General features: G+C 34.3%; 22 protein-coding genes, 1 tRNA gene, 1 pseudogene, 1 riboswitch and 2 other annotated features. Of the genes and pseudogenes, 17 read left to right on the top strand and 7 right to left on the bottom strand.

The features are described from left to right. Window positions 1–152 precede the first annotated feature (152 nt). The 11 genes from cdaA (at window position 153) to BCR26_RS11355 (ending at window position 13,465) form a co-directional block, all read left to right on the top strand. Entirely contained in the window at window positions 153–1,040 is an 888-nt protein-coding gene (gene cdaA / locus BCR26_RS11405) for a diadenylate cyclase CdaA (RefSeq protein ID WP_069699248.1), read from the top strand. After that, window positions 1,037–2,140, top strand: coding sequence for a CdaR family protein (locus BCR26_RS11400; RefSeq protein ID WP_069699119.1), 1,104 nt, complete (start codon window positions 1,037–1,039; stop codon window positions 2,138–2,140). The genes cdaA and BCR26_RS11400 overlap by 4 nt, the downstream gene beginning before the upstream one ends. A gap of 35 nt (window positions 2,141–2,175) precedes the next feature. Beyond that, window positions 2,176–3,531 (top strand): phosphoglucosamine mutase, encoded by a 1,356-nt coding sequence (gene glmM / locus BCR26_RS11395; RefSeq protein WP_069699118.1) that lies wholly within the window; start codon window positions 2,176–2,178, stop codon window positions 3,529–3,531. A gap of 61 nt (window positions 3,532–3,592) precedes the next feature. After that, window positions 3,593–3,692: riboswitch (TPP riboswitch) on the top strand. Between the two features lie 51 nt (window positions 3,693–3,743). Next, the gene (gene thiT, locus BCR26_RS11390) at window positions 3,744–4,319 is read left to right on the top strand and encodes an energy-coupled thiamine transporter ThiT (protein WP_069699117.1); all 576 of its coding nucleotides are present in this window, start codon (window positions 3,744–3,746) and stop codon (window positions 4,317–4,319) included. 271 nt (window positions 4,320–4,590) lie between these two features. Next, entirely contained in the window at window positions 4,591–5,448 is an 858-nt protein-coding gene (locus tag BCR26_RS11385) for an SAM hydrolase/SAM-dependent halogenase family protein (RefSeq protein WP_069699116.1), read from the top strand. 13 nt (window positions 5,449–5,461) lie between these two features. After that, window positions 5,462–6,013, top strand: coding sequence for an ECF-type riboflavin transporter substrate-binding protein (locus BCR26_RS11380; protein ID WP_069699115.1), 552 nt, complete (start codon window positions 5,462–5,464; stop codon window positions 6,011–6,013). A gap of 163 nt (window positions 6,014–6,176) precedes the next feature. Beyond that, complete coding sequence (locus BCR26_RS11375; protein WP_069699114.1) at window positions 6,177–7,886, top strand: ABC transporter ATP-binding protein; 1,710 nt, start codon at window positions 6,177–6,179, stop codon at window positions 7,884–7,886. Next, window positions 7,883–8,716: an energy-coupling factor transporter transmembrane component T family protein gene (locus BCR26_RS11370; protein WP_069699113.1), complete on the top strand. Its 834-nt coding sequence runs from the start codon at window positions 7,883–7,885 to the stop codon at window positions 8,714–8,716. The genes BCR26_RS11375 and BCR26_RS11370 overlap by 4 nt, the downstream gene beginning before the upstream one ends. A gap of 567 nt (window positions 8,717–9,283) precedes the next feature. After that, window positions 9,284–11,095 carry a glutamine--fructose-6-phosphate transaminase (isomerizing) gene (glmS, locus tag BCR26_RS11365; protein WP_069699112.1) on the top strand — a complete coding sequence of 604 codons (1,812 nt, stop codon included), beginning with the start codon at window positions 9,284–9,286 and terminating at the stop codon, window positions 11,093–11,095. Between the two features lie 200 nt (window positions 11,096–11,295). Beyond that, the gene (locus tag BCR26_RS11360) at window positions 11,296–11,994 is read left to right on the top strand and encodes a response regulator transcription factor (protein ID WP_069699247.1); all 699 of its coding nucleotides are present in this window, start codon (window positions 11,296–11,298) and stop codon (window positions 11,992–11,994) included. After that, window positions 11,984–13,465, top strand: a complete 1,482-nt coding sequence (locus BCR26_RS11355; protein ID WP_069699111.1) for a sensor histidine kinase — start codon at window positions 11,984–11,986, stop codon at window positions 13,463–13,465. Before BCR26_RS11360 ends, BCR26_RS11355 begins: the two co-directional genes overlap by 11 nt. 249 nt (window positions 13,466–13,714) lie before the next feature. On the opposite strand, the gene BCR26_RS19225 is transcribed toward BCR26_RS11355, so the two are convergent. Beyond that, window positions 13,715–14,638 carry a C40 family peptidase gene (locus BCR26_RS19225; RefSeq protein ID WP_069699110.1) on the bottom strand — a complete coding sequence of 308 codons (924 nt, stop codon included), beginning with the start codon at window positions 14,636–14,638 and terminating at the stop codon, window positions 13,715–13,717. Between the two features lie 717 nt (window positions 14,639–15,355). Between BCR26_RS19225 and BCR26_RS11345 the strand changes: the two genes are divergently transcribed. Both BCR26_RS11345 and BCR26_RS11340 read left to right on the top strand, forming a co-directional pair. Then, window positions 15,356–15,646, top strand: coding sequence for a hypothetical protein (locus BCR26_RS11345; RefSeq protein WP_069699109.1), 291 nt, complete (start codon window positions 15,356–15,358; stop codon window positions 15,644–15,646). Between the two features lie 151 nt (window positions 15,647–15,797). After that, window positions 15,798–16,775, top strand: coding sequence for a hypothetical protein (locus tag BCR26_RS11340; protein WP_245676966.1), 978 nt, complete (start codon window positions 15,798–15,800; stop codon window positions 16,773–16,775). 105 nt (window positions 16,776–16,880) lie between these two features. Here BCR26_RS11340 and BCR26_RS11335 read toward each other — a convergent pair whose 3' ends face one another. From BCR26_RS11335 to BCR26_RS11315, 5 genes are all read right to left on the bottom strand, one after another. Further along, a complete protein-coding gene (locus tag BCR26_RS11335; RefSeq protein ID WP_069699107.1) occupies window positions 16,881–17,657 on the bottom strand; it encodes a TIR domain-containing protein in 777 nt (258 codons plus the stop codon). 923 nt (window positions 17,658–18,580) lie between these two features. Further along, the gene (locus BCR26_RS11330) at window positions 18,581–18,982 is read right to left on the bottom strand and encodes a hypothetical protein (RefSeq protein WP_069699106.1); all 402 of its coding nucleotides are present in this window, start codon (window positions 18,980–18,982) and stop codon (window positions 18,581–18,583) included. A 603-nt stretch (window positions 18,983–19,585) separates the two neighbouring features. Continuing rightward, a tRNA-Thr gene (locus tag BCR26_RS11325) sits at window positions 19,586–19,658 on the bottom strand. A 177-nt stretch (window positions 19,659–19,835) separates the two neighbouring features. Then, window positions 19,836–20,219: a VOC family protein gene (locus BCR26_RS11320; RefSeq protein ID WP_069699105.1), complete on the bottom strand. Its 384-nt coding sequence runs from the start codon at window positions 20,217–20,219 to the stop codon at window positions 19,836–19,838. Between the two features lie 54 nt (window positions 20,220–20,273). Further along, window positions 20,274–21,092 carry a DUF6597 domain-containing transcriptional factor gene (locus BCR26_RS11315; protein ID WP_069699104.1) on the bottom strand — a complete coding sequence of 273 codons (819 nt, stop codon included), beginning with the start codon at window positions 21,090–21,092 and terminating at the stop codon, window positions 20,274–20,276. Window positions 21,093–21,244: 152 nt separating this feature from the next. Next, window positions 21,245–21,479 (top strand) — a binding site (T-box leader). A gap of 44 nt (window positions 21,480–21,523) precedes the next feature. After that, window positions 21,524–21,773, top strand: a binding site (T-box leader). A gap of 66 nt (window positions 21,774–21,839) precedes the next feature. Between BCR26_RS11315 and BCR26_RS11310 the strand changes: the two genes are divergently transcribed. The 4 genes from BCR26_RS11310 to BCR26_RS11295 all read left to right on the top strand — a co-directional run bounded on the left by BCR26_RS11310 (window position 21,840) and on the right by BCR26_RS11295 (window position 25,913). Next, on the top strand, window positions 21,840–22,910 hold the full coding sequence (locus BCR26_RS11310; RefSeq protein WP_069699103.1) for a methionine ABC transporter ATP-binding protein: 1,071 nt from the start codon (window positions 21,840–21,842) through the stop codon (window positions 22,908–22,910). Window positions 22,911–23,172: 262 nt separating this feature from the next. Continuing rightward, window positions 23,173–23,853 (top strand): methionine ABC transporter permease, encoded by a 681-nt coding sequence (locus BCR26_RS11305; RefSeq protein ID WP_069699102.1) that lies wholly within the window; start codon window positions 23,173–23,175, stop codon window positions 23,851–23,853. A 16-nt stretch (window positions 23,854–23,869) separates the two neighbouring features. Further along, complete coding sequence (locus BCR26_RS11300; protein WP_069699101.1) at window positions 23,870–24,703, top strand: MetQ/NlpA family ABC transporter substrate-binding protein; 834 nt, start codon at window positions 23,870–23,872, stop codon at window positions 24,701–24,703. A gap of 13 nt (window positions 24,704–24,716) precedes the next feature. After that, a complete protein-coding gene (locus BCR26_RS11295; protein WP_069699100.1) occupies window positions 24,717–25,913 on the top strand; it encodes an amidohydrolase in 1,197 nt (398 codons plus the stop codon). A gap of 33 nt (window positions 25,914–25,946) precedes the next feature. Here BCR26_RS11295 and BCR26_RS11290 read toward each other — a convergent pair. After that, a pseudogene (locus tag BCR26_RS11290) lies at window positions 25,947–26,378 on the bottom strand (transposase); the annotation flags it as partial.

Raw genomic sequence — 26,378 nt, 5'->3', positions numbered from 1 at the left:
ACAAGAGTAGAAAATAAGTTTTTTTCTGCTCTTGTTTTCATTAAAGGTTCTCAAAAAAATAAATTTCTCTTTCTTTTGCTCGCCCTTCTGTAATGAATAAAAATAATATGGTATACTTGAAAAGAAATCTTCAGAGGGAAGTGAGGTTTATGATGTTATTTCAGTTTAATCAGCTACTCGATTTTAATTATTGGAAGCAAATCATCTCAGCGGATTTTTTATCCCGAGATTTTATTACTAATATTATTGATATTCTTGTAGTATGGTACCTTGTATATAAATTAATCCAACTTGTTAGAGGCACAAAGGCAGTCCAATTATTAAAGGGAGTTGCTGTTTTTATTGTCATTCGTATGATAAGTGAAGTAATCGGTCTACATACTCTATCTTGGTTAATGAACCAAGTAATTATGTACGGTGTGATTGCTGCTGTGGTCATTTTTCAACCAGAAGTTCGGCGTGGCTTGGAGCACTTGGGAAGAAGTTCTTTCTTTAGAACCACCAAGTCAGAGCAGCAAGAAGATGAAAAAATGATTCTTGCTTTTGATAAAGCGATTCAATATATGTCGAAAAGAAAAATTGGCGCTTTGATTACCATTGAACGTAATACGGGGCTAGATGAATATATTGAAACAGGAATCAGATTAGATTCTGACATTTCGGGTGAATTATTAATTAATATTTTTATTCCCAATACACCATTACACGATGGAGCAGTGATTGTAAAAAAAGAAAAAATTGCAGTCGCATGTGCCTACTTGCCACTCTCAGAAAGTAATTTAATTCCTAAAGAATTTGGGACACGCCATCGCGCTGCTGTAGGGATTAGTGAAGTAAGTGATGCAATCACCATTGTTGTGTCAGAAGAAACAGGAGATGTAAGTTTAACTATCAATAATGAATTACTACCACGTCTTTCCCAAGAAGACTACTTAAAGATTTTAAGAGATGAGCTAATTTCAGAAGATAACGATAAAGAGAAGAAAAATATCTTGCAAGACTTTATCGATGGTGTGACGAAAGGGGCGAAAAGAAAATGAAGAATGCCTCTCAAAGTAATTTGTTTTACAGCTTGTTAGCACTCTTATTTTCTTTATTACTCTTTTTTAATGCTAACTCACAAGGTAGCGGTACAAACAGTACTTCAAATACCAAAACTTATGATGAAATGCTTTATAACATCCCAGTACATTTAGAATATGATAAAGATAAATATTTTGTTTCTGGTTATGAGGAAGCAGTCAACGTTCATTTAAGTAGTGCTAATAGAATTCAACTTAATTTGGAATCTAATGAAGACACTAGAAATTTTCAAATTGTAGCTGATTTAACTCAAACTCCGTTGGGAACTTCAGAAGTACGTTTAAGAGCAAAAGGCCTAAGTACAGCCGTAACAGCGGAAATTGATCCACAAACAATAACTGTAACGGTTGAAAAAAAGGCAACAAAAACCTTTGATGTGGAGGCACAACTTCCAGATAGTCTAGAGAATAATGGCTATATTGTTGATAATACAGTCGTAACACCGAAGACGGTACAAATTACAACAGGTGAAGAAACACTCAAAGCAATTGATCGAGTGATTGCGCCAGTATCTAGTACAAAACAAACTTTGGAGAAAATTACTCAAACAGTAAACGTTCAAGCGGTTGATGCCAAAGGACAGATTTTAAGTATTGAAGTCCCAGCACCTCAAGTTAAAGTTGACGTAGAGCTATCCGCTCCTACAAAAGAGCTTCCTTTACAAGTGGTTGCAACTGGAAACACACCAGAAGGGATTTCTCATTATACATTTAGTCTTTCAGAAACAAAAGCAACCATAAAAGGGGCTAACCAAATTTTGGAGAGTCTTGAAAAAATTGATGTTCCTGTTGATATTACGGGAATAAAGACGTCAAAAAAGAAAACGATAAAGATACCAAACAAAGTGGATTATGTAATTAATCCTAGTGAGGTTGAGGTAACCATTATACCAGTTTATGAACAAACACCTTCTAGTTCGATAGACGGAAATGCTGGTAATACTGGAATCGTTATTCCTAATCGAACTAGCTCAATTGAATCGAATTCATCTGCTAGTAGCAGCACGTCAAGTGATTCAAGTTCATCAAGCAGTTCGCTAGAAAATGGAAATAATTAAAGTGTAGAGAATTAAGGAATTTAAGGAGAATGGGAATGGGTAAATATTTTGGAACAGACGGTGTCAGAGGAATTGCCAATAAAGAGTTAACACCAGAATTAGCATTTAAATTGGGTCGTTGTGGTGGCTATGTTTTAAGCCAACATGAAGATACAACCAGAAGACCACGAGTTTTAGTTGGAAGAGATACACGTATTTCTGGTCAAATGCTTGAACAAGCGTTGATTGCTGGATTATTATCAGTAGGGATTGAGGTGTTTCAACTTGGTGTTATTTCTACGCCAGGTGTAGCCTACTTAACAAGATTACAAAAAGCATCTGCTGGTGTTATGATATCAGCATCGCATAATCCTGCCGAAGATAATGGAATAAAATTCTTTGGAGCAGATGGATTTAAACTAGTCGACGATCAAGAATTAGAAATCGAAGCGTTGCTAGATGCTGAGGAAGATAAATTGCCAAGACCGTCAGCGGATGGATTGGGTACACTTGATGAATTTCCGGAAGGATTGCTTAAGTATTCGCAATTTTTAGTGCAAACAATTCCAGGTGATTTGTCTGGTTTAACTGTTTGTATTGATGCTGCAAATGGTGCAACAGCAACTTCAGTTAATCGACTTTTCGCTGATTTAGAAACAGATTTTTACACAATGGGAACTAGTCCTAACGGAGTCAATATCAATGATGGCGTTGGGTCAACACATCCAGAAAAATTAGCTGAATTTGTTCTTGAAAAAGGAGCAGATGCAGGCTTGGCTTTCGATGGAGATGGCGACCGAATTATTGCGGTTGATGAATTAGGAAACATCATTGACGGCGATAAAATTATGTTTATCTGTGCGAAGTACCTTTCTGAAAAGAAACGTTTGAAAAAGAATACCATTGTAACGACTGTCATGAGTAATTTAGGATTCCATAAAGCAGTGGAAGAAGCAGGGATGGAAGATGTAATCACCCAAGTTGGGGATCGTTATGTTGTAGAAGAAATGCGCAAAAACGACTATAATTTTGGTGGAGAACAATCTGGACATATGGTTTTCTTAGATTATAATACCACTGGTGATGGCATGTTATCTGGTATTCAATTGTTAAATGTCTTAAAACAAACAGGCAAAACATTATCTCAATTAGCTTCAGAAGTGACGGTTTATCCACAAAAATTAGTGAATATTCGCGTGACAGATAAACATGGAGCTATGGACGTTCCGGCGATAAAAGCAATTGTTGAGGAGACGGAAGCAGAAATGAACGGCGACGGCAGAATTTTAGTACGTCCTTCAGGAACAGAACCATTGCTACGCGTGATGGCTGAAGCACCAACAAAAGAAAAAGTGGATTACTATGTTGATAAAATTGCTGATGTAGTGAGAGCAGAAATCGGTGTGAATTAATTTACAGCTGTATTGAGTTTTTTTAATAAGTAGAAAAAAGTAACAAAAAAATTAAATAGAACCCATCGCAAAGGGGAGCCATGTTGCTGAGAATGAGTATAACTCTAAACCCTTGAACCTGAATCGTTAATACGAGCGTAGGAATTGTGATGGAGTAAGATATGTGTTTACTCCTCCTTTGTGACTTGGTTGTTCTAGATGGAGGATTTTTTATGCAGAGAAAAATGGTTTTGAGAGTCTGGATAGAAGGAACGATTTTTGCAGCAATAGCTATGGCGTTATCGTTTCTTCCAGTGAGAATTGGTAGTAGTTTTGAAATTTCATTGGGAATGATACCGATTATTCTTTATTCGTTAAGAAGAGGGGGCAAAGCTGGAATCCTGTCAGCTTTTATATGGGGATTGTTACACTTTCCTTTGGCGCAAGTCTACTATTTAACCGTTTTTCAAGTAATCATAGAATATATTTTAGCATTTGGCTTTGCTGGCTTTGCAGGAGCGTTTAGCATTAAGTTGCAACAAGCTATAAAAAATGATAATAAAAGAAAAGGGAGATTTTTGATCGTCAGAGCTGTCTTTTTGGGAACCTTTATGAGATATTTTTGGCATTTTATAGCTGGAATTCTTTTCTGGGGAAGTTTTGCATTCGGAGGTATGAGTCCTGTAGCTTTTTCATTTGTAATGAATGGTCTTAGCGGTTTAGCAACAGCAATCGTTGCTAGTATCGTGTTGGTTATTCTTTTTAATGTGCAGGAGCATTTATTTATTGTGAAAGAAACAAGTGGTTAACGGAGCGAAGGATTGTCGAAAAACTTGCTCTATTTAGGCTTATATGTTGTGGTAAATAGAAGGCTTCAAAAAGAAATAAGTTATTTAATAAGTTGACGAACATTTTGTGTCAATTGATGGTTATCGTTCGATAATGTTATTGACAGAATTGTCTGGAAAAGGTACTATAGATTTGGAAATGTAGGCGGAAAATGAAATGATTTCTGTCTATTTTTTATTTTCCGATTGGTTTTATTAGCAACAAAAGAAGATGAATTGAAGGAGCTATGGGATGGGTAAATATTTAGTTTTACAAACCGATTTTGGTTTAGGTGATGGTGCTGTAAGTGCAATGTATGGTGTTGCGCATATGGTAAGTGATGAAGTAGTAGTGGAAGATTTGACGCATGATATCCCTCCTTATGATATTTGGGTGGCTTCTTATCGTTTATATCAAACAGTAAAATATTGGCCGAAAGAAACAGTATTTGTTTCAGTGGTAGATCCGGGCGTAGGTAGTGAAAGACGAAGCGTGGTAGCGAAAACTAAGTCAGGACATTATATTATCACACCCGACAACGGTTCGTTAACGCATATTCAACATTACCAAGGAATTGAAGAAATTCGTACGATTGATGAAGTAAAAAGCCGTTTGCCGCATTCAGAAGAAAGTCACACTTTCCATGGAAGAGACATTTATGCCTACAATGGGGCTCGTTTAGCAAGTGGAGAGATTTCTTTTGAAGAATTAGGTAGCGTTGTACCAATGGAATCAATTGAAACAATAGGGTTAGTAGAGGCGAAGAGTGAAAAGAGTATATTAGAAGGTAGTATTGATGTTCTTGATGTGCGTTTTGGTTCTCTTTGGACGAATATTCCACTAGCTTTAATGAAAGAAGAAAATATCCAACATGGGGATAATCTTCAAGTAACGATTTACCATCAAGGGAAAAAAGTCTATCAAAATATTATGCAATTTGCGAAATCCTTTGCAGATGTAAATATAGGTGAGCCTCTTGTTTATGTCAACTCATTAGTTAATATCGGTGTGGCAGTGAATCAAGATTCTTTTTCTGACTTATACCATATTGGCACTGGAACTGATTGGATTATTAAATTGAGAAAAGCACCAAAAATTATTTTTGAATAGGAGCTGTTTTAAATTGAAAAAAGATATTTCTGTTAAAACAATTGTTGCGATTGGCATCGGTTCCGCTGTCTTTGTTATATTAGGCCGTTTTGCCGTGATTCCTACGGGGTTTCCTAATACCAATTTAGAAACTGCGTATCCATTTCTAGCCTTGATGTCGGTTATCTTTGGACCAGTCGCAGGGGGATTAATTGGTTTGATTGGTCATACCTTAAAAGATTTCACTACTTATGGCACACCCTGGTGGAGTTGGATCATTTGTTCAGGTATTATTGGTGTTATTTATGGATTTGCTGGTAGAAAAATTGACATTCAGCATGGTGAATTTAAGAAAAGTGATATGATTCGATTTAATATTTATCAAGTAATTGGTCATGCTGTCGTTTGGGGACTAATTGCGCCAACGCTAGATGTGCTAATTTATAGTGAGCCAGCAAGTAAGGTTTACACACAAGGAGCAATTGCGATTGTAACGAATAGCCTCTCAGTAGGAGTTATTGGGACAATCTTAATGGCTGCATATGCCGCAAGTCGGACAAAAAAAGGCAGTCTTTCAAAGGACTAATGAACATGTTATTATAATATTGTCAGTATTTTTTTGGAAAAAAGTAGAGGGATAGGTTTGGTAAAAACAGTTAATCAGCCTATTCTTTCTCTTTGTCAAAAAACTTACTGGGGATTAATGAACGTAATTATTTTATACATAGTATTAAAAGGAGCGACAAAGAATGAAAAGACCATTGATTACATTTCAAAATTTTACTTTCCAATATCACAGTCAGTCAGAACCGACCCTTCATCATATTGATGTCACTATTTATGAAGGAGAAAAAATTCTAATTGTTGGTCCAAGCGGCAGTGGGAAATCGACTTTTGCCCAGTGTATCAATGGTCTGATTCCTAATAATTATGAGGGAGAAATTCAAGGAAACGTCATAATTGGTGACAAAGAGCTAACCAAAACTAGTTTGTTTGACTTGTCTTTTGATGTTGGAACAGTTTTACAAGATACCGATGGTCAATTTATAGGTTTAACAGTTGCAGAAGACATTGCATTTGCTTTAGAAAATGACGAAGTCCCCTTAGAAAAAATGAGAAAAGAAGTGGAGCTCTGGGCTGAAACAGTTGAGCTTCAAGACTATTTAAAACATAGACCGCAAGATTTATCTGGAGGTCAAAAACAACGAGTGTCGATGGCAGGAATTCTGATTAATAATGCACCTATTTTGTTATTTGATGAACCTTTAGCAAATTTAGATCCTAAAGCTGGTAAAGAAGCAATTGATTTAATTGATGACATTCATAAAAAAACAGAAACAACTATTTTAATCATTGAACACCGACTTGAAGACGTGTTATACCGACCAGTTGATCGAGTAATTGTTTTTAATGAAGGACGGATTGTTGCCGATTTAACACCTGATGATTTATTGAAAAGTAATATTCTTCTCGAACAAGGGATTCGCGAACCACTATATGTTACTGCCATGAAGTATGCAGGGGTCGATTTAAATCAGGTGCAAAAATTATCTGAAATTGAGCAGCTTCAAACACCCAAATTGAAAGAGAAAATGGAAGCTTGGACGAAAGAATTACACTACGAGAAAAAGACATCTCCTGATGAGTCTCTTTTAACCCTAGAAAATGTCAGCTATCAATATCAAAAAAATGATCGTAAAGTTTTGGATGAGGTATCTGTTACGTTTCACCGTGGCGAGATGGTTAGTATTGTTGGAAAAAATGGGGCTGGTAAATCTACTTTAAGTAAAGCGATTTGTGGTTTTATTCAATCGCAACAAGGAACAATGTCTTGGGCTGGAGCTGATTTTAATCAATTCTCAATAAAAGAGCGAGCTGACAAAGTCGGATTTGTTATGCAGAACCCAAATCAAATGATCTCAAAAAAAATGATTTTTGACGAAGTAGCCTTAGGTTTAGTTCTTAAAGGTGTTGAAGAAACGGAAGTTAGAGAACGTGTTGAAAAAGTTTTAAAAGTTTGCGGGCTGTATGAATTTAGAAATTGGCCGATTTCTGCATTAAGTTTTGGGCAGAAAAAAAGGGTGACTATTGCGTCAATTTTAGTTTTAGATCCTGAAATGATTATTTTGGATGAACCAACTGCGGGTCAAGATTTTAAACATTATACCGAGATGATGAGCTTTTTAGAAGAGTTAAATCACAAAGGAGTTACCATTGTGATGATTACTCATGATATGCATTTAATGTTGGAATACTCACAACGTGCATTAGTTGTTTTTGATGGGAAAATTATTGCTGATACAACACCAGTAAATGTGCTGACAAATCAAGAATTGGTAGAGAAGGCATCGCTAAAAGAAACTAGTTTATACACCTTCGCTAAATTGATTGGATTAAAATATCCATTTTTATTTACTGAAAACTTTATTGCTTATGATCGAGAGGTACGTTTGAAATGAATCAGCATCAAATGTTAGGATATACTCCTGGAAATACATTTATTCATCGGTTAAATGGAACAACAAAATTGTTATTTTTAATTTTGTTATCTGTTGCCTGTATGACTACTTATGATACGAGATTTTTATTGGCTATGACAGTTTCGTCATTAGCATTGTTTAAAGTCTCTAATATTAAATGGCATCAAATTTCTTTTGTTGTTAAATTTATCTTTGTATTTTCATTGTTAAATATCATTGCTGTCTATTTGTTTGCTCCTGAATATGGGGTGGAACTTTATCAATCTCGAACGGTTATTTGGGAAGGAATAGGGCGTTACACTATTACTCAGCAACAATTATTTTATGAGTTTAATTTAGTTTTGAAATATTTCTGTACAATTCCTTTGGCACTTATTTTTTTGTTAACAACAAACCCAAGTGAGTTTGCTTCAAGTTTAAACAGATTAGGTCTAAGTTATAAAATTAGCTATGCAGTAGCTCTGGCTATTAGGTATATTCCTGATATTCAAGAAGATTATTTTAATATTTCTTTGGCACAACAAGCTCGTGGGTTTGAAATGTCTAAGAAAGCTAAATTTAGTCAGAGAATTAAAGGGATTGCTCAAATTATTTTACCACTTATTCTATCTAGTTTAGATCGGATTGAAACCATTAGTACGGCTATGGAATTAAGAAGATTTGGAGAAAAAAAGAAACGAACATGGTATTCACAACAACCTTTTAGACAGAATGATTTTGTCGTTATTGGTTTAGCAGTGATTTTAACTGCGATCAGCTTCTCTCTATTTTATGTAAATGGTGGTCGTTTCTACAATCCTTTTAAGTAGTCATCTAAGATTAAATAACGAATTTCAATAGTTTAGAATTAGCGAATAAAAAGAATAAAATTAGAGGGAAAAGTTGCTATATACTTGTTGGCAGCTTTTTTCTTTGCGATTCTTTTTCTTTTTTTGAACTATACCAATTTATTTTTTATGAGTAATCTATTGACTATCGTTATGGTTTTGTTGTATTATTTTAACAGTTTCTATTGTAATAAAGATAAGGAGGGTAGTTATACCAATAATTAGGATAGCGCCAGACCTGTTAAACAGGTGACGAGGAAAGAGTTTATCGAAAGCATCGGCGGATGACTCTAGGGACTGCACTCTAAAGGAAAGAATCAAAAAATAATTGCGAAATTATAACAAAGGTCTTTCCATGCAGAATAGAAACATATAATGAATAGATAAGAAATAGGCGCTGTCTTTTATCGAAAGAAGTGGTTCGTTTTTCTTATCTGAATCTTCTAAAATGAGTATTTAAACTAGATTGATGCTATCTAGCTTAACAGGAATGGATCGTGTGACTAGTTTTTATGTTCAAGACAAATTGGAAAGTAGGAATTAGACATTATGTGTGGAATTGTTGGAGTTATTGGAAAAAAGAATGCGACAGAAATATTAATTCAAGGATTAGAGAAACTAGAATATAGAGGATATGATTCAGCAGGGATTTATGTGACTAGTAATCAACAGCAAAATTATTTAATAAAATCTCAAGGAAGAATTGCTGATTTACAATCTAAGATTGGTAAAGATGTTGAAGGATCGATTGGGATTGGTCATACGAGATGGGCAACACATGGTGAACCTAGCGAAAGAAATGCTCATCCTCATACATCGGGTAACGACCGATTTGTGTTGGTGCATAACGGTGTGATTGAAAACTTTGAAGAGATTAAACAGGAATATCTTCAAAATAAGCAATTATTAGGAGAAACTGATACAGAGATTGTCGTTTATCTGATAGAATATTTTGCAGAACAAGGCTTAGAAACGAAAGAAGCTTTTAAAAAAGCTTTATCTATAATTGAAGGCTCATATGCTTTTGCTTTGATTGATAGTGAAAATCCAGAGGTGATTTATGTAGCAAAAAATAAAAGCCCATTACTAATTGGTTTAGGAAAAGATTTCAATGTTATTTGTAGTGATGCAATGGCTATGTTACAAGAAACAAATCGCTTTTTAGAGATTGTCGATGGAGAGATGGTTATTGTTAAAGCAGATGAAATCAAGATTGAGGATGAAAAAGGCAACGCCGTATACCGAGAATCTTACGAAGCTCAGTTAGACTTAAATGACATTGAAAAAGGAACCTACCCTTACTATATGTTGAAAGAGATCAATGACCAACCAACAGTGATGCGTCGAATTGTCAAAGAATATACAAAACAGAACGGATCGGTTGTTATTGAACCTGAAATAGTTGAAAAAATAAAAGCAAGTGACAGAGTCTATATCATTGCTTGTGGCACAAGTTATAATGCTGGTTGGGTAGGAAAAGCATTGATTGAAAAAATGGCCCAAATACCGGTAGAAGTCCATCTTTCAAGTGAGTTTGGCTACAATATGCCGTTGCTATCGAAGAATCCATTTTTTATTTTCTTAAGCCAAAGTGGAGAAACTGCTGATAGTCGCCAAGTTCTAGTGCAAACAAACCGATTAGGATATCCTTCGTTGACCTTAACCAATGTAGCAGGCTCAACGCTATCTAGAGAGGCAGACTATACATTATTACTTCTTGCTGGTCCAGAAATCGCCGTTGCTTCAACAAAGGCTTATACAGCTCAAATTGCAGTTTTAGCGATAGTAGCAAAAGCGATTGGAGATGCAAGCGGTAATGAACAATCAGAGAAATTTGACATTGCTCATGAACTAAGTGTCATTGCATCAATTATGGAAACAATTATTGATGAAAAAGCGACAATCGATCAACTAGTTACAGAGTATCTATCAGATACTAGAAATGCTTTTTATATTGGGCGAGGTGTCGATTATTATGTATCGATGGAAGCTTCTTTGAAATTGAAAGAGATCTCTTATATTCAAGCAGAAGGATTCGCCGCTGGGGAATTAAAACATGGAACAATTGCATTAATTGAAAAAGGAACGCCAGTCTTTGGTGTGATTACAGATAAAAAAACAGCTGCTCATACAAGAGGGAATTTAAAAGAAGTTGAAAGCCGAGGTGCACATAATTTTGTTATTTCGTTAGCTTCTTTATCCAAAGAGAGTGATCAGCTGGTTCTGCCAGATGTTCATTCGTTATTAACTCCTTTAGTTAGTGTCGTACCAACACAATTAATTGCCTATTTTGCTACTTTACAAAGAGGATACGATGTAGACAAACCAAGGAATTTAGCAAAAAGTGTGACAGTAGAGTAATTTGTTATTATGTGAATAGCAGACGATGAAAAATGTTAATTTTTTGTCGTCTGTTTTTTGTTATGATATCGTTCTTAAGTTGTCCAGTGGAATATATATAAGCTCGTTAAATGTGTCAAATTTGTGTCGAAAATAAATTCCCTTTTTTTAGTATTCTTGCTTATAATGGAAGTAAGGCAAGGGGGGGGGGCTTGATCGCTATGAAAAAAATCTTAATTGTAGATGATCATTTGCAGATCACTGAAGTGCTAAAAGAGTATGTACAGAAGGAAGGGTTTCATCCGATTATTGCAGTTGATGGAGCACAAGCACTGGAAAAATTTTACGAACAACCAGTTGAGCTGATTTTATTAGATGTGATGATTCCTAAAATGGATGGCTTTGCAGTTTGTAAAAAAATTCGTGAAACATCGAGTGTACCTATTATTATGGTAACGGCTAAAGGGGAAGACTATCATCGAATTATGGGGTTAGATATTGGCGCAGATGACTATATTGTAAAACCATTTTCTCCTAGTGAAGTGATGGCTCGTATTCGGGCAATTTTAAGAAGAATTGAGCAAACCGATGAAAACAAACATTCCATGAAGCAGTTGAATTATGATAATTTGACCGTTTATTTAGAAGAAAAGCGTGTAGTAATTAATCAACATGAGATTATTTTAACAAAACGCGAGCTGGAATTGCTATGGCTATTGTTATCCAATAAAGAGAAAGTTTTTTCTAGAGATAATTTGTTAGATAGTTTGTGGGGATTTGATTACTATGGGGATGCTAGAACGGTAGATACACATATTAAACGACTTCGTGCTAAATTAGATGAAGTTAATCATTCTAATTGGGAAATAGCAACTGTTTGGGGACAAGGCTATAAGTTTGAGGGTAGACATGAAAAATAAACTGACAAGGAAACTAGTACTGTATTTTTCTTTAACCTTATTGATCTTTTCTTTGGTGATTGGTATTGCATTCAGTGTTCTTTTTTCAAAACAAACAATTACAATACATACAGAGGAAATGACACGTAGAGCAGCAGTTATTGCAGAAACTTTAGATGGCTATTTTTCAAAAAATGATCGTAATGAAATGAATCCCCAGGGAGGAAAAAGACATGGGATGGGAATGGGCATGGGGTACGGTTCTTTTATTCAATTTATGGATAAATTGGCAATGGATGATATCTGGATTGTTGATGAGAATGCGAATACAATTACAATTGGCAGTACCATGCACCATAAAGAATATAGTGAACTTCCTGATAATGCTCAGAATGTCATAAAAAAAGTCTATCAAGGAAAAACAACCACTAGTGAAGAATTTAGTAACGTTTTAGGTGAGCCGACAGTAACGGTTGGTGCACCCATTAAGAATACATCAGGAGAGATTTTAGCGGTTGTGTTGCTTCATTCTTCAATTTCTGCTGTTCATAAAACGCAGCATCAAGGCTATTTACTGTTGTTTATTAGTATTTTAATTGCTTGGATCATTGGTTTACTTCTTTCAATTATATTTTCAAGACGATTTATTGCTCCGATTTCGAAAATGAGTTCTTTTACAGAAGAACTAGTTGTAGAACATTATGATACAGAACTAGACGTCCATACAAACGATGAAATAGGTGCTTTAGGGAAAAAAATGACTATTTTAAAAAATAGGTTAGCTGAAGCAAAATTTGAAAGAGACAACAAAGAGAAAGCCCAGAAAAATTTCCTTTCGACAATCTCTCATGAATTAAGAACGCCTGTTACAGTGATTCGTGGTTCAATAGAGTCTTTAAATGACGGAGTAATTAGTGAGCCAGCAAAGGTAAAACAATATTATGAACAATTGTTATCAGAGTCAGTAGTGTTAGAAAGATTAATTAACGATTTACTTGAACTATCTCGTTTAGAAAATCCGGAATTTACAATTACAATGGAACAGGTAAACGTAGTCGATATAATAACCGATAGTATAAGAAGCTTACGAGTCAGAGCCTCAGAAAAAAATCAATTACTGGAATTTGACAATCAATTTAAAGAATCGATTATTATAGAAGGCGATTATGGTCGGATTAGACAGTTGTTTATTATCATCTTGGAAAATGCGTTAAAATTTTCCCCTGAATCAACTGCAATTACAGTTGAAATGAAGAAAATAGAACAAAGGTTAGTTGTTTCTATTCACAATCAAGGTTCATTCATTTCAGAAGAAGAAAAAGTTAATATTTTTGAAAGGTTTAGAAAAATTGATGCGGATAAACGAGTAGATGGAACTGGCTTGGGGTTAGCGATTGCGAAAGAAATTGCTGAAAGGCATCAGTTTAATTTAAGTGTTGAAAGTGATAGAGAATTTGGAACAACGTTTATCGTGAAGATTCCATGTAATTAATGCGAAAGAAAAGAGGATGGAACAAAACTAAAAATCAGTTTTGTTTCATCCTTTAAATCCGAATAAACGGTGGTCAAAAGTCAGGGTCTTCGGAAATTTCCCACAAATCACTCAATAGATAAAGCGTATTGTGTGCTTTGTAGTCCAATTTCTCGCCCCAAAACGACTTCTGTCTCAATTTCTTCATTCTATGTTAAAAAACGAAGATGTACATGCCGGTATCTCATGACTATGTAGATTCATCGATTATTAGACACGTAAAGCAAAATCTGGAGAGTAATCAGCGACAGAAGTGATTTTGACTACATCGCCAGGTACAGGAGCATGGATAAAAGTATTATCGCCTAACGAAATACCTACATGATGTGTTCCGCCTGCGCTACCCCAAAAAACTAAGTCCCCAGCTTGCGCTTCTGATACCGGAATAGGTATTCCAGCAGATTCTTGATCGATAGTGGTTCTACCTATAGAACGACCAGCTGAAGCGAAAGCAACTTGGACTAAACCAGAGCAATCAAAAGTGTCTGGGCCCGCTGCACCATAAACATACGGTTTTCCTAGATGAGACTTCGCAGCTTCTACAATCGCTGCTTTTGTGCCAGTTTGCTGTGTTAACGTTTTTTGAAGAGCTTCTTTTTTCTCTTTAGAGTCATTCACCAGTTGAGTTAGCTGAGAAAGCTGTTGAGATAATTCATTTTGAGTAGTATCTAGCTTATTTTTTTCTTCTATGTATTCAGATTGTTGCTTATGTAGTATTTCTAGTTCTGCTTTACTTTGTTCCATAAGTTCTTGCGTGGTGTTATTTTCTGCTGTAAAAGGTAAAACTGAGCTGTCTAGTATGCGTAGTTCTTTTTTATTATTTTCTATAATTAGTGTTGGGATTTTTGAAATAGCAGTTATTTTTTCTAATGCTTCGACTTGAGAATCTTTTTCTTTAATTGTCGTTGCTAACGAATTGATTTCTTTGCTAATATCTCTTTGTTTGAGCTCGTGAGTTTGTTTTGTTTCTAATAGTTTTGTTTGTTTTTGAGTCGACTCTTGAATGATTTTTTCCTGGGCTAGAATAGACTCCTCATTAGAAGTGGCGGCTTCAGTAACGGTACTTGTAAAGAATAAGCCAGAAAGAACCAAGCCACTAATAATGGCGGTAGATAATAAATAGTTATATTTCATCGAAAAACTCCTTACTTATTTTTTTGACCAAAGACAATTAAAACATATTATCAGACAAATGTATGTAATAGAGGGATTAAGAATCGATGACCAGAATAACAAAAATAGGTTTCTTTATGACGAAATCAGTTGGAATGTTAAGAAATGTGACAGCTATTTAAAAAGTAGTTGTTATTTTTACATAAGTATTATCTTGTTACCGAAGCCATTAGATAAATAAAATTCAAAATAGACATTAATTGACAAAAATTATAAAAACTTGTTTTGTTGTTATTTATTTGTAAGGGATTGTTTCTTTATTTTGAGATATTTATGCTGGTAGCATTAGACTATTTCGCTCTCAAGGTTTCATTAGTGATGAAAATTTATAGGTTTTTTATCTTCTTTTTTTGTATATGAAAATAAATTATCATGTTTTTCCATTATTTTATTGAACATTTTAGTATTAAGAAAAATGATTTTGAGTTATGATAGTAGTATATAAAAAATAAAAGGGAGAGGGATAAAAAAAGAACAATTTTAAACGTTAATGCTGTAGTAGTAAAAGATGATTTTGAAAAGCAAGAAGATACTTCTCTGTTTTTTAGATACTTTTTTCCATTTCTCTGTTTTCTTATCGATTCAAAAAAGTTCTATGTTTAAAGTTTTCCTAAATAAAGCTAGGAATTTGAGCAGATTTTAAGTAAAATAAGTAGACAGTGAAAGTGAGGAGATATAGTGAATAATCAAGTAAATGTAATGACGTTTTCACAGTTGAAGAAAATTGTGGAAGAATTAAGTGAAAATAATGAGATTATGGATACAACAAAGATTTTTATTGATACGGGTTGGGATAGTGTGCAAGAAGTGGATCCTAAAGCAATCTCAATAGAAAAAGTGAAACAGTTTAAAGTCCAAGATGAGTTAACGAAAGATGTTTTTTCGGGGTATTCTTTACTTGAAAAAGCTGAACGGATGGAAGCTGAAGGGGAGCCAGAAGCAGCAATAATCATTCGGAATCTTTATTAAGATAACAAACAGAGTGGTGAATTCAATTGTAATCAGATTGTTTTTCTGAAATTTACAAATATATTTTAATTTTGGAGTATACACACTTTGCTTCTTTTGTTATGATTTATCTGAACTGGTCACTATTTATGAAACAATCCAAAGAAAGGTGGTGGTTGTTTTGGCCAATAAAATACCATTTCCGAAAAATTATGAACGATTTATTGAATTGGGACAAGAAGCAATGGCGGAATCAAAGCTGATGGATGCAGTAGAATATTTTCAAAAAGCGTATGCGATTAGACAAGATTTTCCATTGAATTTTTTGATAACTAGCACCTATTTAGAAATTGGTGAAAATGAGCAAGCCTTGTTTCTTGCTTCAGAAATGAAGGAAGAGTACATATCCTGTTTAGATTATTTAGAATTATATATTCAAATTTTAATTGCAAACCACAAGTTTATCCATGCGCATAGCATAATCAATGAACGAATTTTAAGGGAAAAAAGTGGTGAAATGAAGCAATTAATTTCCTTGAAGAAAAAAGTACGAGCTTCAGAATTGATGTATGAACAATTTGAAATTTGTAAGATCAAGGAATTGAAAGATGAACTCTCCCGCTTGAAAGAGCATAATTATTATGAACAATTAGCAATTGTAAAAAAATCTGTTCATTTACCTCAAGAATCATTTATCAGTATTGGGAAAAATATTTTGTTAGATAAAGAGGTACATAATCTTGTTCGTTCATGGGTTTTAGAAGAGTTTGCTCATCTGCATATTAAAGAAGAAGTTGATTTTCTGACAGGGGATCAAGAAGTCCATAAAATTATACCAGCAAAAATTGGTGGGCCATTAGATTGTGCAGCCTATCAAAGAATATTACTCTTTTTAGAGAAAGAATTGATTAATGACGATCCAATATTACTTTTGGATTTGATGGAAGAAATTAGGCTACACTTTGCGTTACTCTATCCTTTAGCTGATCAAGTGATTAATGATCCTCATCTGTGGGCAATTAGTTATATCATTGCCCACAATGAATCTGTTGCAACTAAATATCAGATTCAAGAAAAGATGAATGAAATTGAACGAATTCAAAAATTACAGTACAAAATTCGTTATCAGTTAGAAGAAATGATATTGTAGAATGTTGCTATGTAAGGTCGACTATCTTTACTGAGGTAGAAAAGATAATAAGCCTCTAAAAGTTGTGCATGAAAAGCTCAATTTTTGGAGGCTTTTTTGATGGAATTAAAGAATAATAATATCTGAAAGATAAATTCTACGCTCACATTTATCTTTGGAAATTTTCGACTTTCCTGTTATTTTGAACCTTACATAATCATTTTCAACAATCGGACAATCCATTCCGTTTAAGTAAACAAGCCAGTGTGTTTCATTGTCTAAATGTATTCTATCTTCTAGTTTGTTTTGAGGAATGCGTTTTTCGATTTTTAAAAATTGTGCTTCTGGCCAATAATCAGTTGAGCGAGTTTCTAGAATAGTGGAATAGAAGTAGTTATTTGAGTCTTCCGTTAATGAAGCAAACTTTTGAATAAACTTATTAATTTCCAACTGTTTTTTGTGAGACAAACCTTGAGATTCTAAACCTAAGTAGGCATAGAGATCCGTAATTAGTTGAGAAATTCGCTGATTGCAATGGAGTTGAGAGAGTTTAATACCAATCGGTCTAGGTTCAATTGCTCCTTGGAGGTTAGAAAAATTAAAGTCATCAAGTAACAGTGCAAGTTGTTGTTCCTCTTTTGCTGTTACCCATAAAGCACCCATTTCATTCAAGCAAGCATAATCGCCATAGTAATTTTCAGATAAAAAGTAAATGACGTATGGGGAATGTTGAGAAGTATTTTTCAAATAGTCGTAGATGTTTTCTTCATTAGGCAGTTTGTACTGAGACAAAGAACTGCAAACAATTTGATGGATATCTAGAGAAGCCAAAAGTTCAATGAAACCATTTACAATGATATGATCTTTTTCACAGTGACTAATAAAAATTTTCTCATTAGGCATTTTTTCGCATCCTTTCATAGGTAGAAGAATTCCAGTCGCAAACATTACTCTTACATGGTATATTTTACCATAAACTGTGATGTCTAATTGGAATTTCTCTGGAATTAATTTAGAAGGAGTCCAACTTATTTTTTATGCTTTTTCGGTTGAATAACAAATAAGGAAAAAATAAATGAGCATGCAAAAAATAGGAAGATAATACCTTGAAGTAGCGTAATTAAAATAAATAGAGGTTTAAGATATCTTTTTGTTGTAAAGATAATTTCAATTAAGGCTAGAAAACAGGATAAAATTAGGAGTAATTTATGGCGTCTATTCAAAATTTTTGAGACCTCCAAACGATAGGTAACTTTAATCATGTTAAGTATAATAGCATAGATTGAAAAGAAACTCTTCCATTTTGTCATTTAATGGATTTTGATAAAGATTAGGATTAAAGACGCATTGCAATGGTGTAAAAAATTTGATGGAATTGTGAAGGGGAGTGGGAATTCAAGAAAACCGTTAAGGACAATACCGAGATGTAATGAAGTGGGAAAGATAAAATAAAATTTACGTGGCAGTTTCAAAAGTACAGAAGAAGAGAAAGTTGGAGCAGTATCGGTTGTTTGTCTATTGAAGATGTAGGGATAGTAAAAATAATGTTAAAAGAATTGATAAAAAAGACTTCTTTTCATAATTACATGATTACACAATCCTAAGAATACAGATTTAAGTGATGCTGTTTATCCCCCTTCGATTGCGATGACAAGGGAAGAGTTCAGGTTGTAACAACTAGCCTCCAAGCTGATAAAAAATAGAGCATTATTTAGAAATTCTTTTCTAATAGAAAAATAAAAAAGTAAATGACTCTGAAAAATGGTGTAGATTTTGAACTTTTCAGAGTCATCTTAAGTAAAATTTCAGTAAATATTTCTTTTCTGCTAGTTGACTTTTGCTAATATACCATCTATTTCTGTTTTAATTGTTTCCAATTGTGTTTTAACATCGCCACTAGCATTAGCTATTTCAGTTTCTAAATCAGTTTGGAATCCTTTTAAGCCACTTCTCAATTGATCGCTAATTTGTTCTTTTTTCATATCTGTGCTAATGACACTTGATAGATCATCCCACGTTGTTTTTATTGTGGCTGGCATGGAACTATCTGACATTTGTTGTGCTACAGTATCTAATTCTTTTTGAACCCATTTTCCGGTTGATTCTGTAACGGAAGCACCAGACTTAGTGTCATAATTAACAGTTGATGTTGACTTATCAGGGGAACATGCAACAAATAGAAAGAGTACAGGCATAATAAGGAAAAATTTCAACAAGCTCTTTTTCATTTTAACTCCTCTTTTCTACAAAAATATTTATAGTACTAATGTTATCAGCTTTTGTTAATTATATAAAATGAAAAGGTTGTTTTAGAATATTATTTTGGAGGAAGACAATTATTATTTTTATCAAGGGTTATTCTTTGAATATTCTGTTAAGGCATACTATTATGTAAATAGAAACATTATTCTATTTTTCCTCCCTCTAAGCCCATTTATAAATAGATGGGCTTATTCCTTATAAATAATTTTTTTGATTTTTAATGTTGGTTGATTACAGGAGGAAGTATTTGAAACGAATAACTTTTTTAGCGATATACTTTATACTAGATTTATTCTTTTATTGATTTTAAACTAGAGATAGAAAAATGGGAGGTGCTATAATGACGGAAGCAAAGGTTGGTCAGAGGAAAGTGAATAAGATTAAAGTATTGCGAGCTGTAACAACCATTGTAGCTGGTGCCATAATGCTAAAAGCAGCTATTAGAGGTGCAGAAAAGTAAGAAGTAAGTGAAGAAGTAGATAGACAGTTTTTTAGCTGCAAATCTACTTTTTTTGTTGTATCAATAAAAAAGAACCTTGAATTTCAAGATTCTTTTCATCCTATTTATAAGCCACCTGTCGGATTCGAACCGACGACCCCCACCTTACCATGGTGGTGCTCTACCGACTGAGCTAAGGCGGCAATGATTCACACAAGCAATAGAATACCTTAAGTGACAGTTTTTGTCAATTGGTTAAAGGGGTTTTATTCAAATTTTTTGTTTATTAAAATGAGATCCAGCTATTAAAAGATTTTAACTAAATCATAAATAAAAAGGAATCTGTTAGATAGAAATTTACTCTAACAGATTCTTTTCCATTATTTTTCTGCAAAAGTTAGAACATAGCCATTGTTATCAGCAATGGCAAATTCTTTAGTCCCATAAGATGTTTCATGAATTTCTTTTAGAAAAGGTGCTTTTTTCTTTACTAAAGCTGCTATTTTTGTGATGTCATCCGTTAGAAAAAATAAAGATAGAGAAGGTTTGACTTGATCAGTTTCTAGAATCGGATATTCTTCTATTAAGCTCTCTTTTTTTTGAAGCATCAGTGTGCATTGATCTTTTGACAAAATAGCAAAATCGAAATTGCCCTCATTATTTGGAACAGAATCAATAATTGAAAATTCTAGGACATTTTTGTAAAAATCCATTGTTTTTTTGACATTTTCCACCATTAGATTTGGTGTAATGTTTGTTAGCATAATCATCACCTCATAAACATTTTAACTAAGAGAGGAGAAAATAAATTGTATATTTCAGACAACTCTTTTATCTGAATATAAGTCAATCAATTCTGTAGGAGTAATTCCGATATTTTTTTTAATTGACTTAATCATATGGGGTTGGTCATAATAGGGAAGATTTTCCAGATTGCGAAAACCAGTTTGTCCATTCGGTGATTTCAGTGCATGTAGAGTTTGTTGAAAACGAATGACACTTAATAATTTATTTGGAGTCAAACCATATTTCTTTAGAAAAATTCGTTGTAACTGTCTAGTCGAGACAGCTATTTCTTTTGCTAATTGTTCAACAGTTGGTAATGTGTCATTTTTATACAATGATTGAAACAGTAAAATATAAGCGGGATCAAGTATTTTTTTCTTGTGTTTTTTTTCAATGTATTTTTTTACAAAAAGAATAGCATCGTCAATATTTTTACTCTTCCAGAAGGTTTCGCTATCGAAATAACTATCGATTTCAGAAATTGGGATAAACCGATCCATTGCTGACGAACCATCGATGTCAAAAAATTCTGAAACAGCTCCAGGTAAAAAACGCAACCCAAAATAGCTTTCATCAGGCTTTACCGAGAAGTCAAAATTGGTTTTCGACATTCCAGAGAGGCCAATCCTTTTATTTGTAAAATCAACCACTAAGTCAATACAACCATCAGGAACAATAACATTTTTTGATAAGTAAGTAGCTTCATTTCTAGGAATAGATTTCCAAAAACAAATAATCAATTCTTCAAAATTTGAATCTATTTCTTCACTGTATAGGATAGAACGATTGAAATCTTTATTTAATAAATAAGGGATTTGGATAGGGAAATAAGAATTTTTTGCTAGAGTCATTTTGACTTCCTCCTTTTCGTTATATTTATTTGTAAGGTAGATGACTAAGAATAGTATAACAAATTTGTTGGGGTGAGCTAGAGACTAATTTAAAAAAGTGTTTGACTTTTAAATTTTTGTCTAGTAAAATGAAAAACAACACATAGTGAATAGTTACTCCTTTGAAGAGAAGAGTAAGCCTGGAAAATCTTTAGTAGAGAGTCTCGGTTGGTGAAAAGAGATAAGATAGGAAAAGTTGAAGATGGTCTCTGAGGAAAAATTGTTGATAAGTAAGCAATTTCGGAAAGCACCCGTTATCAAAGCTATAGGTTGATTTAGAGACCTGATTAAGAAAATAACAATTTGTTATTTGAAACAAAGGTGGTACCGCGATTATTCGCCCTTTTACTAATTATTTAGTAGAAGGGCTTTTTATTTTAAAAAATTAAATAGAAAAAGCATTGAGATGGAAAGTACAATCAGTAAATTTATCAAACAGAGAGCTTGGGTAGCTGAGAACAAGCGATAAACACTGATTAGAAAATGGCCATTGAGCAGCGTTCCGAATGGATAGTTTCATGAGGCAACGACGTGAGCACACGTTAACGTGCTAGAGTATCCTATAAGTAGCGTACTTGAAGAGGATCGTTATGTGAATAACGATTAAAATAGAGGTGGTAACACGCAAAAAGCGTCCTCAAGCATACAAACAATTAGTTTGTGTGTTTGAGGACGCTTTTTATTTTTATCGAAAAAAGGAGGAAAATCATGATTGAACTAAAAAATATCAATGTTACGTTTCATCAAAAGAAAAAGCGAATTGATGCAGTAAAAAGTGTATCAATAAAAATAGATAAAGGAGATGTTTTTGGAATTGTTGGCTATTCTGGAGCTGGAAAAAGTACGTTAGTAAGAGTGATTAATTTACTTCAACGTCCGACTACAGGGGAAGTGTTAATTCAAGGGAAAGATATTTTAGACTTTTCAGCCAAAGAGTTGCGACAGCAAAGGAAAAAGATTGGCATGATTTTTCAGCATTTTAACTTAATGAAAGAACGAACGATTTCTGAAAATATTGATTTTTCCCTGAAATATTCTGGATTATCGAAAGCTAAACGAAAAGAAAAAATAGAAAGCCTTTTAACATTAGTTGGGTTGGAAGAAAAACGGGAAGCCTACCCTAGTCAATTGTCAGGAGGACAAAAACAGCGAGTGGCGATTGCTAGAGCCTTAGCTAACGATCCAGAAATTTTACTTTGTGATGAAGCAACTAGTGCCTTAGATCCTAAAACAACGAGTCAAATTTTAGAATTGTTAAAAAAATTGAACCAAGACTTAGGTTTAACGATTGTTTTAATTACTCATGAAATGCAAGTCGTGAAAGAAGTTTGTCATAAAGTGGCTGTGATGGAAGCTGGAGAAGTGATTGAGGAAAATGATATCGTCTCAATTTTTAGTAATCCACAAAAAGAATTAACAAAAGATTTTATTCGGACAGCAACCCATATCGATCAAGCAATTGAAACAATTGCTCAGCACCCAACACTAACTAATTTAGCTGAAGATGAAGAATTGATTGAATTCTCATATGTAGGGGAGCAAACAAGCGAGCCGTTAATCGCCCAGCTGTATAGCAAGTATCACATTGTAACAAATATTCTCTATGGAAATGTCGAGATAGTACAGCAAGTGCCGATTGGTAATCTAATTGTTATTCTATCAGGAGAAGAAACGCAACGAGAAAAGGCACTAACTTTTTTAAAAAAGCAAGGAGTAAAAATAAAAGTGTTAAAGACCGCAAAAACAGAAAGGTTGAACGTTCCATTGCAAGTTGTCTGATTATCTAGTAAAGATTATAGAAATAGCGGACATCGGACCTATAAGAAAAAGGAGTGCCACTTATTCTTACGAGTTTTACTCGTTAGAGATAATGGACATCGGACCACCAAGAAAAAGGAGTGCCACTTATTCTTACGAGTTTTACTCGTTAGAGATAATGGACATCGGACCACCAAGAAAAAGGAGTGCCTCTATTCTAGGAAGCAAAGCTGACGTAGAAATAGCGGACATCGGACCTATAAGAAAAAGGAGTTGAAATGAATTGAATCAATTTTTTGAGAAATATTTTCCTAATGTTCTTCAACTAAAGGAAGAATTTATTACGAGCACTATAGAAACCCTGTACATGGTTTTCTGGACCGCTCTTCTTGCAGGGGTACTAGGCATTTTATTAGGGGTGATCTTAGTTAGTACAGGTCAAAAAGGGATCTTAAGTAATTCGTTTTTATATAATATTTTAGATAAAGTTATTAATTTTTTTCGTTCCATCCCATTTATCATTATGTTAACCCTTATCCAGCCGATTACTCGTTTTTTGGCGGGAACAACGATAGGGACAACTGCTGCATTAGTGCCTTTAGTGGTGGGAGTGATTCCATTTTTTGCACGTCAAATTGAGAATGCATTATTAGAAGTCGATCCAGGTGTGATTGAAGCGGCAGAGTCAATGGGAACCAGTCCAATTGGAATTATTGTTCGAGTGTACTTAATTGAAGGATTGCCTAGTATTATTCGGGTATCGGCCGTTACAGTTATTAACTTGATTGGATTAACTGCAATGGCTGGTGCGATTGGTGCAGGTGGTTTAGGGAATTTAGCGATTACGAGAGGGTATAATCGTTTTCAAACGGATGTCACAATTGTAGCAACTGCAATCATTTTACTACTCGTTTTTATTAGTCAAGCATTTAGTAATTTTTTGATTAAACGAACATCACATTAAGAAAAGGGGAAAAGAAATGAAAAAATTTGGAAAAGTATTGGCATTTATTTTAGTTACAGTATTTGTATTGGCAGGTTGTGCTGGTGGAGCAAAAGAGAGTAAAAAAACAGAAACAGTGAAATTAGGTGTTGTTGGTGCTAACAATGAGGTGTGGGAATCAGTAAAAGAACAACTGAAAAAAGAGAATATTAATTTGGAAATTGTAGAATTTTCTGATTACACTCAACCTAATGCAGCATTGTCAGAAAAGGAAATTGATTTAAATTCATTCCAACATCAAATCTTTTTAGATAATTACAATTTAGAACATAAAACAGACTTAGTTTCGATTGGTAATACAGTCAGTGCTCCATTAGGAATTTATTCTGATAAACTAAAAGACGTGAAAGAACTGAAGGATGGTGCTGAAATTGCGATTCCCAATGATGCTACTAATGGAGGAAGAGCGTTACTATTATTGCAAACGGCAGGGTTAATTAAGGTAGATCCAGCAAAAAAACAAACGCCAACAGTAAATGACATTACGGAAAATAAACAAAAGTTAAAAATTACTGAATTAGATGCTTCTCAAACCGCACGGGCTTTACAAGATATTGATGCTTCAGTAATTAATAGCGGTATGGCTGTGGATGCTGGGTTGGTCCCGAATAAAGATGCTATCTTTTTAGAACCAGTAGATGAAACATCAAAACCATATGTGAATATTATCGTGGCTAGAGAAGCCGATAAAGACAATGCCGTTTACAAAAAAATTGTTGAAGCATATCAACAAGATGGAACGAAAAAAGTGATAAAAGAAACTTCTAAAGGAGCCAGCATACCAGCGTGGGAAACTTTTGGTAAAAATTAAGGGGGAAGATTGAATGACAGGAATAAATAAAGAAGCGATTCGGAACGAAATTCAAAAAAATAAAGATGAAGTGATTGCGCTGAGGAGGTATTTTCATCAATACCCAGAAGCTAGTTTAAAAGAATTTGAAACGATAAAAAGGATTAAAAAAGAATTGAACAAGTTATCCATTCCGTTTGTAGAAGTTGGAGAGACTGGGGTTTTAGGAACTATTGAAGGAAAAAAAGGAACTGGTAAGACCATTTTGTTACGTGCCGATATTGATGCCTTGGAATTAGAAGACGCTACCGATAAACCGTATCAATCTAAAAATATTGGGTTAAACCATGCTTGTGGGCATGATGGACACGCAGCTTCTTTATTGGGAGCAGCGAAAATATTGAAAGAACATGAAGGGAATTTTGCTGGAACAATCAAATTGGCTTTTCAGCCAGCGGAAGAGATAGGAGCTGGTGCTTGCCAATTTGTCGAAGGTGGGTTTGTAGAGAATATAGATCAGGTTTTTGGCATTCATTTAGATTCAAGTGTGCCAGTCGGTCAATTAGTGGCAACAGAGGGTCCAACCAATGCTTCTTGCGATATTTTTAAAATAGAAGTCTCAGGAGTCAGTAGCCATGTTGCGCAACCTGAACAAGGGAGAGATGCTGTGTTGGCAGCTGCAAGTATTGTTGTAGAATTACAAAAAATTGCTGCGCGAGAAGTGGCACCTTTAGATCCCGTCGTTGTTGGAATCGGTGTGTTGAGTGCGGGAACTAGATATAATATTGTGGCAAATCATGCTTCTATTGAAGGAACAGTTCGAACCTTTAGCCATGAAACTAGAGCATTCGTTTTAAAACGTGTGGAAGAAATTGCTCAACAAGTAGCTGCTGCTCACCGTACAGACATTTCATTATTTACAGTTTATGACGCAGCAGGTCCATTAATCAATGAAAAGCATGCAACTGAACTGGCTCAACAAGTAGCAGCCGAAATTGTTGGAAGAGAAAATGTCATCACAGACTATCCGAAAAGTTTAGGAGCAGATGATTTTGCTGATTTCTTAGCAAAAGCTCCAGGTGTTTATGCTCGTGTAGGGACTAGAAACCTAGAGAATCCAGAGACACACTATGGTCATCATCATGAAAAATTTGATATTGACGAAGCTGGGCTAGCACTGGCAACAGAATACCATGTAAATTATGCACTAACTTATTTAAATGCTTTTTAATAAACAAGAGAGTGGGACAATAAACTACTATTTATAGAAAACAGAGACGATTTTGACTATTATTATCAAAATCGTCTCTGTTTTTTCTTTTGAAAGAGCTTTTCGCTCCATATGTTTTCCTAATTTTCTTAAATTTAGTGCCATAAGCGCCAAGCTTTCCTCGTAGGTGAAAGCGATGGAACGCCAAATGAGCCTTTAGATGACCGAACACAGGTTCAACTTCAATTTTTCGTCTCCGATAAATTGTTCCTGTCGTTTCATCCAAAAGCTTCTTCTTGCATTCGGCTTTAAAATAACGCCATGAATTGTTCACGAGAATCTGCCGATTCTTTCCACTCGTAGCTCTGGTACATTGGCTACGAACAGGACATTCCCGGCAATCTTCACATTCATACACTTTGAAATCTCGTACAAAGCCACCTTTGTCTTTTCTTCTACTGTATCGTTTGAAAGAGACAGGGCGAT

This window comes from Enterococcus rivorum (genome assembly GCF_001742285.1).
Classification (GTDB): Bacteria; Bacillota; Bacilli; order Lactobacillales; family Enterococcaceae; genus Enterococcus_L; species Enterococcus_L rivorum.
This window is presented reverse-complemented; position numbering and strand designations above follow the sequence as displayed.